Origin of the sequence: Fibrobacter sp. UWB11 (assembly GCF_900143015.1) — a bacterium.
GTDB lineage: Bacteria > Fibrobacterota > Fibrobacteria > Fibrobacterales > Fibrobacteraceae > Fibrobacter.
This window is the reverse complement of sequence record NZ_FSRT01000002.1, coordinates 379239-392718: the sequence shown is the minus strand read 5'-3', so window position 1 is coordinate 392718 and position 13480 is coordinate 379239. Positions and strand designations below refer to the sequence as shown.

Here is a 13480-nt window from a genome sequence, read left to right as displayed (position 1 = left end):
TTGATTCATTACTTCACGAATTCTGCCGGAAGCGTGAACTGCTTGAGGAACGGCCAGCCGATATTGCCATTGCCCTGTTCGTGGCCACCACCCTGCTTGGTGCAGAGCACGACCTTCACGCCGTCCTTGCAGTTTGAGTATTCCTGGCAACCATCTTTGTTCGTTGTCGGAGAGCCGGTGCAACCGTCTGCTTCTGCCCAGTACTTGAAGGTGCCTTCGGCGCCGAGGAAGTTCAAACCGTCGTTGAAGCCGCTATCGCCACCCTGGTAACGGCAGACGTTGTCAGCTGTACCGCGGAAGTTGATGACAGAAATCGGACGTGCCTTCGTGCATTTGGCGCTGTTGGTCTTGTTCAAGTCCATAGCTGCCGGAGCAACTGCGGCGAAGACATCGGACATCATGCAGGCCACGTGGTTACTCATACCGCCACCCATCGAGAAACCGGTTGCGTAGATGCGCTGCGGGTCGATACAGGCTTTTTCTTTGACATACTTGATCATTTCACGAGTAAACTCAAGGTCATCGTCGTTGGAGCAGCAAGGACCGACGTTCCAACCCGGGCCCATCGTCTTTGTGGTGCCTTGCGGGTACAAGGAAATAACGCCTTCGGGGTCGGTGAGTTTCTTGTAGGTCGTGCTACCCATCTGGCCTGAACCTGAACCGCCAATCGGGTGGTAGTCAATAACGAGCGGTACGGCCTTGTCGCCCTTGTAGGCACTCGGCACATGCATGATGAACTCGCGTTGGCCTGAACTGCCTTTGACGGTCAATTTTACAGTCTGGTCACCGGCTTTTGCAGTCTTGCCAGCACAGTCAACGATGATTTGCTCAATCTTCGCGCTGCTAGAAGATTCTGCCTTTTCGGAAGAACTTTCCGGCTTAGCGGAAGAGCTAGATTCAACTTTCTTGCTAGAGCTGGACTGGGCGCTAGCCTTGGTCATCCTTACGATGACGCCTGTTTCGATTTCGGCCTTGGCCTGGTAGGTGGCGTTCTGGTATCCATCTTTTGCGAACTGCAAGAACGGCAGCGGATCGCCTTCCTTCATGAGGGTGACCGTTTTGCCCATCTGGTAGGTAGCGCGATTTCCATCGGCGTTGATGCGGAGGAACTTGGCGCCCTTTGCCATAGTCTTGTTCAAGTCGACCTGCATAAAGCCGTCGATGTTGTGTTCTGTCTTGGAAGCGCAAACCTTGCCAAGAGCATCCATAACAGATACTGTGATGGTTTGTGCTTTAACGTTAGAAATGCTGATTACATTGTGATTGAAGGTAATGGAGGCCTTCGGTGCGGCTACTCCGTGAATGCCGATTCCATCATTGCTCAATGCGAAGGAACCATCCGCTGCGGAAACGGTTTCGAACCCTGCGAAGTTGAACGAGCTAATTTTTACGCCAGAGAGTGGCTGTCCGCTTTCTTTCTGAACAACGCCACTGATGCTCCAAGCGAAGGAAAGTGAGCTAAGCAAAGCTACTGTTCCCGTGAATGCCATGAATTTAGACATGGTCATAACGACTCCTTTTAAGTTAAAAGTTTCCAACCCTTTTAATACACCCGGCCTGGCCTTATCCAGAGACTCTTGCCAGGCCTACCACAAATATAGATGGATGTTTCTTTGGTGTTGCGAAATAGTGTTGTGAAAAATTATAAAGCGTTGTGAAAATTGTGAAAAGGAATTTTTACAAAAAACGCGTTTTGGGGGCTGTAATGTGGGGCTGTAATGGGGTGTTATTGATAAAAAATCCATAAAAAGGGTAGACGATTGCAGGTAAACAACATGTAAATGGGGTAGATTATGGTTGTTAATCTTATCTAGCCTTGGTTGGAAAGGAGTTGTTTATGGGATTGTTTAGTAAAATGACAAAGTCGGCTGTGGTTTTGGCCGCTTTTGCTGTGGTAAATAGTGCAGCCGTTAAGGTCAATAACCCGATTATGTATGTCGATAGCCCGGACCCCTCGATTGTCCGTGTCGACGATGCCTATTACATGGTGACGACTACGATGCACTTTGCGCCGGGCGTGCCTGTTTTCAAGAGCACGGATTTGGCCCAGTGGCGCACGGTGGGGTATGCCTACCAGACTCTTTCGAACGGCAATAATATCAATTTGAATGGTGGCCAGGATGCTTACGGCAAGGGTTCGTGGGCATCGAGCATCCGCTACCACAAGGGATTCTTCTACGTATTGACTCCGTCCTACACGACGGGAAAAACGCATTTGTACAAAACCGCCGATGTCGAAAATGGCCCGTGGTCCGAAGTGCAGCTTCCGTTCTATCACGACCCGTCGCTCTTCTTCGATGACGATGGCACGGTTTGGGTGTTCTATGGTTCTGGCGACCAGATCAGCTACGTGCAGCTCAATGACGATGCCAGCGGCGTGAAGGCCGGTGGCAAGAGCGGTAAGGTTGGCGGCGTAAGCGTGAATCAGGTGACGGGCACCAACAGCTATTATGTGCAGCAGGAAGGCTCTCACATGGAAAAGGTGAACGGCGAATACTACCTGTTCACGATTTCTTGGCCGGCCGGCAAGAGCCGTAGCGAAATAGTTTACCGTTCCAAGAACTTGCTTTCTGGATTTAGCGGAAGGTACTTCCTCTCTGATAACGGTGTTGCTCAGGGTGGCATCTTCGATACGCCGGATGGCAAGTGGTATGCTCTCTTGTTCCGCGATTCTGGCCCTGTCGGCCGTATGTCGCACTTGGTTCCGATGGAATGGAAGGATGGCTGGCCGGTTCCGACGAGCGGTTCCAAGGCCCCTTCTACAATTGACTTGCCTGAATCTCCGCTTCCGGGCTATGGCATGGTGACTTCCGATGACTTTGATTCCGACGTGCTTCCGCTGGAATGGCAGTGGAACCATAATCCGGATAACAAGAATTGGTCTTTGACGGCAAATCCGGGATTCTTGCGCATTACCACAGGTCGTACTGATAACCGCATTGTCAACGCTAAGAACACGCTCACGCAGCGTTCCTTTGGCCCCAAGAGTTCTGGCCGTACGCTTGTGGATGGCAAGGGCATGAAGGATGGCGACATGGCGGGTCTTGTGGCATTGCAAGATGACAAGGGCTTTGTTGCACTTGCTAAGGAAAACGGCAACTACAAGGTTGTGATGTACACTGGAAACAAGGACGGCGAAAGACAAGCTGCAAGCCAAGCTCTTTCGGACTCCAAGGTTTATTTGCGAATTGATTTCGATTTGCCCATTGACCGCGGTACTGCATATTTCTACTACAGCACCGATGGCAACACTTGGACAAAGATTGGTAGCGATGTAAAACTCAATTACGACCTGCACATGTTCGTGGGTGTACGCTGGGGCCTTTTCAACTTTGCAACAAAGACTGCAGGCGGCTATGCTGACTTCGACTGGTTCAAGGTCGGTGTAGATGCAAATGATGAAATTTACCTCGACGGCACTGCTTCGGAACCTGTACCGCAGACCCCTTTCTGCGCTGCTGGCGAAAACTGCCCTGCAAATGCAATCCCAGGCAAGATTGAAGCCGAAAACTTCGACGTTCCGGGCAAGGGCAAGGATGGCTCCTCTTACTATGACGGCGATTCCGAAAACCACGGCGACTCTGACTACCGCAAGGGTACCGGCGTTGACCTTTACAAGAAGGGTGATGCTGTGGTTGTGGGTTATAACAGCGAAGGCGACTGGCTCGAATACACCGTGAACGTGAAGGAAGAAGGCGACTACACTGTGTTTGCATCTGTCGCAGCGGCGGGCTCTACTTCTAGCTTCAAGCTTTCTCTGGATGGTAAGGAGATTACCGAAGAAATTGCAGTGCCGGCGGCAAGTTCTGGCGAAGATAACTACGATGAATACAACTTGGTAAAGTCCAATGTGAAGCTCCCCGCAGGCGAACACGTGCTCCGCTTTACGGTTGTTGGCGCCTGGCTCGACATTGACAACTTTACGTTCGTGAAGGGTAAAGATGCTCCGGGACCGACAGGGATTGCAAATACTATTCGCTACGGTAAGCAGGGCGCGCAGGCATATCGCGTCTACAGCCTCAATGGTTCTTTTGTCGGCCGCGTTGATGCATCGAACTCTTTCGACGTTCGCTCTAAGGTAAGCTCACTCGTGAAGGAAAGTGGCGTGTATATCGTCAAGTCCCTCACCTCCGGCCTCACCCACCGCCTCTCCGTAACAAAGTAATCTCTATAGTTTATTCTAATTCCTCCAAACACCCCCGAGGCTTGGATGCACCCGCGGAAAGCTTGCTTTCCTGCGGGTATATCCAAGCCGTTTTTGGTTGTTCTTGAAACACCCCCCACTACACATTTCCGCCTCTCAACCCATTGTCAAAACCGCAATGGAAAATGTTTACCGCTAAGTGATAATCGCCAATCCAAAAGGTATTTTCTTCATAGGTAAAATGGGAAATAAACCTCAAGGAGTAGAGGAATGTTTGGTAAAATCTTCAAGAAGGCGCACTGCGCCTTGACGGTTGCCGCCTTAGCTGGCTTCGCGACCTTTTCTTTTGCAGACAACATTAATGTGAACGGCACGAACCGTACCATGAACGTGTACGCCCCGAAGAATATCGAAAAGGGTCGCCCGCTCATTATCCAGATGCACGGCATGAATCAGGATGCCCCGTATCAGCAGAACGCTGCCAAGTGGGAACCGATTGCTGATACCGCTCGATTTGTGGTCGTGTTCCCGAACGGTCAAAATAAGGCTTGGGACATTGGAGGTGACAAGGACATCAATTTCCTCAAGGCGATTATCAACGAAATGTACAACAAGTATGGCATTGACAAAAGTCGCGTGTATGTTTCGGGATTTTCGATGGGCGGCATGATGAGCTACCATGCAGCAAATAAGATGGGCGATATGATTGCGGCCATAGCCCCTGTTTCCGGTGGCGGTGGGGTAAACTCGCCCAAGCGCGCCATGCCGATTATGCATACCCACGGCACGAGCGATGACGTGGTGAATTACAACAGCACCGTGAATACCCTCAAGGGTTGGGTTTCTGCACAAAAATGCTCTTCAAGTTCCAAAGTCACAAAACCGTATCCATCAAGCAAGCCGGGCTCTGCCGCCTCTCTTGAAGTCTGGAGCGGCTGCAAGGACAATGTCGAAGTTCGTTTGCTCACCATTGCAGGCAAGGGCCACTGGTATTCCATGGACGAGGCAGTCAGTGTCAACACGAGCGTTGAAATCTGGAACTTTGTCAAGAATTATTCGCTAGACGGTTCAAGCATTACGCCGCCAATTCAGGTGCCGACCGACCGCGATAGTATTTTCAATGGCGGTTTCGATTCGACAGATGTTGCCTGGACTTTGCAGACTCACGGCAGTGCCGCTGCTACAGGTGACGTGAAAAATGGCAAGTATCAGCTCGACATTTCTGCCGTCGGCACGGAAAATTACCAAGTGCAGGTAATTCAGCATGACTTGCATCTGGAGAAAAATCAATGGTACGAAGTGAGCTTCGAAGCTAGCGCTGGCGCCTCCCGCACGCTCGAAGTGAACGTGGAACAGCACACGGATCCGTGGGCAAGTTACCTCACCGAAAAAGCGAATTTTGAGCTCGGCACGGAATCTAAAAAGTATTCTTTCCAGTTTCAGATGACCGCGGCGACCGACAAGGATTCTCGCTTGAGCTTCAATGCGGGCGCCTCGACAGGCACGCTTACGCTTGATAATGTCACGCTCAAGAAGATTGCGGAACCCGATCCGGGGACAATTTCGCTTGCTCCATCTATCCGCCTCAAAACGGCAAGCGGCAAGTTCGGTGTCTATAACTTCGCGGGCAAACGCCTCGGATTTGTCGAAATCATCGAAAACGATGTGCCGAACATGCAAAAAGCGATGAAAAATGCAGGCTATGGCAAGGGCGTTTACATCTTGCGTGATAAAGCCCGTTCGTTCATGATGCACGTTGACCGATAAAAATTTGTCTCTCTCTCTCTCGAATCAAGAGCAGTCCCCAAAAAAGGGGCCGCTCTTTTTTTATTCATAAAGAATTGACAACGGATTTCACATCGTCGATAAAATATTGTAGCGAAGAAAATTTGAATATGGGCAACTTGGTAAAATCAATGCCGGGTAATCCTTTTTTCTCGTCTGTGTGTCTGCCTGCTTTGTTGGCGAGAATTTCCTTGTGGTCTTTATGTCGGTCAAAGAATGATTGCTTAAGAAAGACGGTTTGTGCCAGTTTCATTTTTTCCTCAAAATAAAAAAGGCCGTATTTCATATAAAACGAAATACGGCTCATCTTAGACCTTTCTTTTTTATCTTAGGTGGGCTGGTCTGCCACCCTGTCATTGGTTGACCTTTCTTTTTTATCTTAGGTGGATTGGTCTGCCACCCTGTCATCTACAAATAATATACAAAAAATCTGCGGGAAAGTCAATATGCTGGCTTTGCTATCCATCTTCTTATCCATCGTGGATAAAATGTCAAAGGAACATGTGTAATTCCTTTAATTTTTTTGTTTTTTAGGGGGTATTTTTAGTTTGGGGATGATTAATACTTAGGATACAGGAGTGCTTATGTTTGGTTTGAAGAAAAAGAACGGTTGCAAGCTTGGAGTGTTGGCAACTTTGGCTTTAACGGGTTTGGTGGGTTCGGCTTTTGCCCATCCCGATAGTTTGGTGCTTACGCCCCCGCTCGGGTGGAACAGCTGGAACGTTTTCCACGAAAACATCAACGAAAAGCAGATTCAGGAAATTGCCGACGCCATGGTCAGTTCCGGTTTGAAGGACGCTGGCTACATTTACTTGAATCTGGACGACAACTGGATGGATACCAAGCGCGATGCTCAGGGCAACCTCCAGAACAACCCGAAAACTTTCCCCAGTGGCATGAAGGCCATTGCCGATTATGTGCATAAGAAAGGCCTGAAATTCGGTCTTTACGGCGACCGCGGCAAACGCACCTGCCACCATTACAATAGCAACTGGCAAAGCGAAAGTGGCTCCAATGGCCGCGAAGAACAGGACGCCAAGAAGCTCGCTGAATGGGGCGTGGATTACTGGAAATACGACAACTGCGATTCCGATCCGAGAACTCAGGAAAAAGATTACACCGCTATGTCCAATGCGCTTCGCAATTCCGGACGCGACATCGTGTTCAGCATTTGTATGTGGGAATACAAGGACTGGATGCCTAAAATCGCGAACCTCTGGCGTACCACTTTCGATATCGGTCCCGAATGGATTTCCACTTCTTGGTATCGCGGCGTCTACGAAATTATTGATGCCAACAACAAGTACTGGCAGATTGCAAAGCCCGGCCACTGGAACGACCCGGACATGCTCGAAGTGGGCAACAGGGGCCTTTCTTACGAAGAACAGCGCTCCCAGATGACGATGTGGTCTATTATGGCGGCACCCATCATGATCAGTTCCGATGTGCGTAACATGAGTAACGAGACCAAGGAACTCTACCTGAACAAGGACATGATTGCCATTAACCAGGATTCCTTGGGCGTTCAGGGCCACCGCATTTCTGACAAGCAAGGCAAGCAAGTTTGGACCAAGCCTTTGAAAAATGGCGACATTGCCGTGGCGCTCCTCAACAACAACGGCTCTACCCAGACTGTTGAATGCAACTTTGCTGACATTGGCGTAGAAGGCGAAGTGGAAGTTCGCGATGCTTGGAAAAAGAAGGATTTGGGACCTGTTTCTCACGTTTCAATTGAACTCCCGGCTCACGGCTCTGCACTGCTCCGTTTGATTCTCAAGCCTGTTCCTCGCGAACCCTTCAAGGGCAAGGCTCTTGCCATTCCGGGTAAGATTGAAGTGGAAGATTTTGACATCAACGGCGTGGGTGAGGGCAACACCACTTACAACGAAAGTGATACTGAAAACCATGGTGACTCTGACTACCGCAAGGGTACTGGTGTTGACTTGTACAAGAAGGCAACTGGCGTGATTGTCGGTTACAACCAGGCTGGCGAATGGCTCGAATACACCGTCAATGTTGCCGCGTCTGGAAAATACACCATGAAGGCTTCTGTGGCTTCGGCCAACAGCACTTCGAGCTTCAAGCTCTCCATGGATGGCAAGGACATTACTGATGAAATTCCGGTTCCTGAAGCAACTGCTGGCGAAGACAATTATGACGAATACAACGAGGTCAAGGCCGACGTGAACTTGACCGAGGGTGAACACATTCTCCGCTTTACTGTAACCGGCGACTGGATGGATATTGACTACATCGAGTTCGTTGATGAAAAGGTGGGGCTTGCTAAAGCTCGTTTGACTTCCTTTGAATCAGAGAACTCCTATAACGTGTTCAGCGCTACGGGTAAACATCTTGGTCGTGTCGAATTGAACGGCGCGAGCAAGGCTCAAGCCCTCGAAAACGCTGGCTACGCACGTGGTACGTACATGATGCGCTCTGTCAAGGGTAACCAAATCCAGCGTGTGAATGTTCGCTAATTAAAACTTGGGGGAGGCGTAGCCTTTTCAAAAGATTTCTCCTCACAAACACATTCAAAATGCCTCGCGCTCCCGCGAGGCATTTTTTTGCATCCCGACAAAACCCACTTACCACCAACCACTTCCCTTCATGGATAAACAGTCCACAAATTCTTGTGTAAAGCCATAAAAAAATAAGCATTTCAAGGATAATTTTAGAGTGTTGTTAGGGCAAACTATGTTTGGTTTTTAACGTGAGGTTAGGTATTATGAGCTTCAAAACAATTGGTCATCTTGCCGCAGTTTCTGCACTCTTCCTGGGTGTTACTGTTGCTACCGCCGCTGATCAGGCTACATTCTATGTCGCTCCCAATGGTAGCGATTCCAACAAGGGTACCGAAGAGGCCCCGTTCAAGACGATTACGCAGGCCCAGAAGGCTGTGCGTGCCATCAACGGCACCATGACGGGCGATATCTCCGTCATTCTTCGTGGCGGAACCTATCAGCTTTCGTCTACGGTCAATTTTACTGAGGCTGATGGCGGTAAGGATGGTTTCTACGTCCGCTATAAAGCCTATCCGAACGAAACTCCGCTTATTACGGGCGGTATCCCGATGTCTGGCTGGACGATTCACGATGAAAAGAACAATATCTGGAAGGTCGAAGGTGTCGATGCCCGTTTCCGCCAGATGTACGTGAACGGCAAAAAGGCAATTCGCGCGCGTATGCCGAACTTGCTCGATAACGGCGACCATAACTTCTTCCGCTTGAACAAAGTGGACTCTGCCGGCAGTGCCTTCCTCCTCAACAGCAGCGATATCAAGTCTACGGACTGGAAGAATCCGAAGAAGGTCGAAATCCATTTGATGATTGCGTGGGCCGAAAGCATCTTGCGTCTTGACAAGATTTCCCAGCAGGGCAATACCTTCAAGTTTGAACCGCAGGATCCTGAAAGAAGCAAGCTTTTCCGCCGCAAATACCCGATGCTTGGCACTGCTTTCATGAGCAATCCGCCGAAGCAGCAGGTTTACTACCTTGAAAATGCTTACGAATTTATCGACCAGCCGGGCGAATGGTACTTGGACGAATCGACCGGTACGCTTTATTACAAGGCCCGCGCAGGCGAAAACATGGCGACCGCAAATGTTGTCGTTCCGCGCGTCAATACGCTCTTCAGCATTCTCGGTAAGGATACTAAGAACAAAGTTGGTTACATGTCTTTTGAAGGCATAACCTTTGCAAACTCCAATTTCTTGCGTCCGAGCGAAGAAGGCTTCCTGGATTTGCAGGCAAGTATGTTCAACATCGAAGTCATGGCTGAAAACGGCCGTCTTGGCTCTAACAAGTTCCTCCTCTGGCGTCCGGATGCTGGTTTCCGCGTCGAAAATGCGCACCATTTCAAAATCAAGAATTGCACGTTCACGCAGATGGCTGCAACTGGTCTTGACTTTGTCTCTGGTACAAATGATGACGTGATTGAAGGCAACGTATTCTATGAAATCGGCGGCTGCGGCATTATGCTCGGCAAGTTCTCTCAAGACTCCACGACCGAAATTCACATCCCGTACAATCCGAAGGACAAGGACGAAATCAGTACCCGCGATACAATCCGTTACAACCTCGTGACAAACGTGACGAATGAACATCAGGGCGCTGTGGGCATTGCCGCCGGGTATCCGCGTTATGTCGTCATCGAAAATAACGAAGTGTCCTATACAAACTATTCCGGTATCTCTGTGGGTTATGGCTGGACCAAGAGCGAAACAGCCATGACGAACAACAAAATTAATAAGAACAACATCCACCACATTGCCCGTTTGCTTTGCGACTCCGGTCCGATTTATACATTGAGCAACCAGGGCACGGGTAGCGAAATCAAGGAAAACTACATCCATGATATGTCCCAGTCCAAGTGGTCGGATTACTGGATTTTGCCGATTTATCTTGACGAAGGCTCTAGTGGCTTTGCTGTCGAAAACAACTCTTACAAGAACGCTCCGAGCGGCGTTGGCCGTAACGCTCCGGGTCAGTTTACCGAAAAGAACAACGGTGGCTACATCGCTTCTGTTGCCGAAGCTGCTGGCCTTCAGGGCGAATTCAAGAACATCGGTGACCGCATCAACACCATTCCGCTTCCGGACTTCTCCAACGTGGTTCCGCAGGCTCCGTTTGTTGAAAACATGACCATTCCGGGCACCATCGAAATGGAAAACTACGATGAAGGTGGCCAGAGCGTTTCCTTCAACGACAAGGACTTTGTGAACGAAGGCGGCGTCTACCGCGAAGATGGCGTGGACATCACTCAAATTGATTCTACTGACAAGTCTAAGGGCTACGCTGTGGGTTACACACAGGCTGGCGAATGGATGGAATACACCTTGAAGGTCACGACCGCTGGTGAATACGTGTTCCTCGCTAACGTGGCTACCGGTCTCGAAGGCTCTAGCTTCCAGCTCTTCATGGATGGCAAGGCAATCAGCGATACGATTGTAGCCCCGCAGGGCGAAGACTGGAATACTTATGGTACGGTCGAAGGCAAGACAACCGCTCTTGAAGCTGGCGAACATGTGCTTCGCGTGGCAATCACGGGTGCTTACTTGAACATTGACTGGATCAAGTTCGGTAAGACTAAGGAAGAAATCCTTGCGATTAAGCCGAACGTCCGTTACGGATTGAATATGGATATCTCTCGCAGCTCTACGCTGAATGTGTTTGATATCCGCGGCCATCACATGGGCGTCATTCGCGTGATGGGCATGCCGACGACAAGTTCTGTAATGCAGGCTATGCATGCAAAGAACTTCAAGTCTGGTGTCTACTTTGTCCAGAGTGTGAACAAGGTCTTTGGCAAAATGATCCAAGTGAAATAGTTTGGGAAATGGGGTGCAATATGAAAATGACAAGTAAAATACTTCTCGCGTTTGGACTTGGTTTTGCGTCCAATGCGCTTGCTGAGAACCCGATTATCCAGACGTACTATTCGCCGGACCCGGCTCCGGTTGTGTTTGGCGATACCGTCTGCGTGTACACGGGTAACGACGAAGGCGGTTCCTTCTTTACCATGCACGGTTGGCGCGTCTCTTGCACCACCGATATGGTGAACTGGACCGACATGGGTGAGCTCATCCTTTCGAACAAGGACTTTGGCGGCAATGCGAAAGATAACGGCGACTGGGCTGCTCAAGTTGTTCGTCGCAATGGCAAGTATTACTACTACGTGACTGTAGAATCGACTCGCGGTGGCCGCGCTATTAACGTCGCTGTGGCCGACAAGCCGGAAGGTCCGTTCAAGGATGCTCGTAATGGTCAGCATCTTGCAGGTCCGAACTGGGATTACATTGACCCGACTGTTTGGATTGACGATGATGGCCAGGCTTGGCTCTACTGGGGCAACCCGAAGCTTTATTACGCTAAGCTTAAAGAGAATATGATTGAATTTGACGGACAAATTCAGGTGACGGACATGAGTCGTGGATTTTCCCCGAATGGAAACTCTGTCTATACCGAAGGTCCGTGGATTCACAAGCGCGACAAGAAGTATTACATGATTTATGCTTCCCATGGCGTGCCTGAAAAAATCTCGTATTCTACCAGTGATTCTCCGACGGGTCCGTGGAAGTGGGGCGGCATCATCATGGACCAGGGCAATGGAACTGCGTTCACGAACCACTCCGGCCTCATTGACTTCAAGGGCCGCAGCTTCTTCTTCTATCACAACCAGAAGAACGTGAGCGGCGGTGGCTATAGCCGTTCTACCGCAGTTGAAGAATTTACCTGGAATGCTGACGGTACGATTCCGACCATCAAGTCTACGAATGATGGCGTCAAGAAGCCCATCAAGAATCTTGACCCGTTCGAACGCGTTGAAGCCGAAACCAAGTCTTGGGTGGGTGGCATCAATGTGGACAAGAGCGGTGGATACACCATCATCAAGCATGTGGCAAAGCAGGGCGATAACGTTTACCTCACCAACATGGGCAGCAACTTCTACACGAAGGTTCGCTCTGTGGATATGGGCGATGGTGCCGAAAATATCATCATCTGCACCAAGGGTAATGGCGGTAAGCTTGAAGTTCATACTGGTTCTACGACGGGTCCGACGATTGCAACGATTGATGTGCCGAAGAGCTCCAGCTGGCAAGAAAATACATTTGCTTTGACGGATGCAGCCGGTGTCGAAGATCTCTACTTTGTTGTAAAACAGGGCGGTTTTGATTTCGACTATTGGTACATGGAAAGTGCTGCAACCAAGATTCCGCAGGAACCGTTCAAGGGCACAGCTTCCGCAATTCCGGGCAAAATCCAGGCCGAAGATTATGACAAGGGCGGCCACAATAAGGCCTTCTACGATAACGATCGCGCTAATCAGGGCGGCGCCTATCGCGAAGACGAAGTGGATATTGTCCAGCTCGATTCTACCGACAAGTCTAAGGGTTATGCCATCGGCTACACCGAAGACGGCGAATGGGTCGAATACACGGTCGATAACCAGATTGCATCTGAATATACAATCGTCGTGAACATGGCAACAGCTTCTGACGATGTGGGTGTCAAGTTCTACATCGACGACAAGGCTATTACCGATGTCATCAAGGCTGAAAAGGGCGAAGACTGGTCTAATTATACCGAAGTCAAGGCAACGACCAAGGAAATCCCGAAGGGCGAACATGTGCTCAAAATGGAAATCAATGGCAACTTCGTGAATGTAGACTGGTTCAAGTTCTGCATGGGATTCGATTGCGATGACAAAGTTGGAATCAAGAAGGCTCGCGTGGAACTCCCGATTGCCGAAAAGTCTTACGCAGTGTTCACCATGACTGGCAAGTACCTCGGACACATTGACGCTAAGGGCCAAAGCCTTGCAAAGTCCATCCGCTCTGCAGGTTATGTTCCGGGCGTGTACATGGTTCGTGGTCTCGGTCACTCCAAGACCTTCCGCGTTCTCGTGAAATGACACGAATAATGTCATCCTGAGCGAAGTCGAAGGATCTATAATTTTTTATCTAACCTCACTGGGCCCGCCTCTGGCGGGCTTTTTCTATTGCTGAATTAATTATCAAAAAATGTGACGCTACAGATTAAAACATTCCAAATT

General features: G+C 49.7%; 7 protein-coding genes. 5 read left to right on the top strand and 2 right to left on the bottom strand.

Translation table 11 applies throughout. From position 1 onward, the window contains the following. Positions 1 to 8: 8 nt before the first annotated feature. On the bottom strand, positions 9 to 1508 hold the full coding sequence (locus BUQ91_RS10150; protein WP_074209176.1) for a prolyl oligopeptidase family serine peptidase: 1500 nt from the start codon (positions 1506 to 1508) through the stop codon (positions 9 to 11). Between the two features lie 329 nt (positions 1509 to 1837). Here BUQ91_RS10150 and BUQ91_RS10145 point away from each other — a divergent pair, with 329 nt between their 5' ends. Beyond that, positions 1838 to 4165 (top strand): beta-xylosidase family glycoside hydrolase, encoded by a 2328-nt coding sequence (locus BUQ91_RS10145; RefSeq protein ID WP_074209175.1) that lies wholly within the window; start codon positions 1838 to 1840, stop codon positions 4163 to 4165. Between the two features lie 249 nt (positions 4166 to 4414). Next, positions 4415 to 5911 (top strand): carbohydrate binding domain-containing protein, encoded by a 1497-nt coding sequence (locus BUQ91_RS10140; protein WP_074209174.1) that lies wholly within the window; start codon positions 4415 to 4417, stop codon positions 5909 to 5911. A 64-nt stretch (positions 5912 to 5975) separates the two neighbouring features. Here the strand turns inward: BUQ91_RS10140 and BUQ91_RS10135 are convergent, their stop codons facing one another. Then, positions 5976 to 6182, bottom strand: coding sequence for a hypothetical protein (locus tag BUQ91_RS10135; RefSeq protein WP_139299732.1), 207 nt, complete (start codon positions 6180 to 6182; stop codon positions 5976 to 5978). A 331-nt stretch (positions 6183 to 6513) separates the two neighbouring features. Here BUQ91_RS10135 and BUQ91_RS10130 point away from each other — a divergent pair, with 331 nt between their 5' ends. From BUQ91_RS10130 to BUQ91_RS10120, 3 genes are all read left to right on the top strand, one after another. Further along, positions 6514 to 8406, top strand: a complete 1893-nt coding sequence (locus tag BUQ91_RS10130) for a carbohydrate-binding protein (protein WP_074209172.1) — start codon at positions 6514 to 6516, stop codon at positions 8404 to 8406. Between the two features lie 248 nt (positions 8407 to 8654). After that, positions 8655 to 11255 (top strand): carbohydrate-binding protein, encoded by a 2601-nt coding sequence (locus tag BUQ91_RS10125; RefSeq protein ID WP_074209171.1) that lies wholly within the window; start codon positions 8655 to 8657, stop codon positions 11253 to 11255. Positions 11256 to 11275: 20 nt separating this feature from the next. After that, on the top strand, positions 11276 to 13339 hold the full coding sequence (locus BUQ91_RS10120; RefSeq protein WP_254842319.1) for a family 43 glycosylhydrolase: 2064 nt from the start codon (positions 11276 to 11278) through the stop codon (positions 13337 to 13339). Positions 13340 to 13480 lie beyond the last annotated feature (141 nt).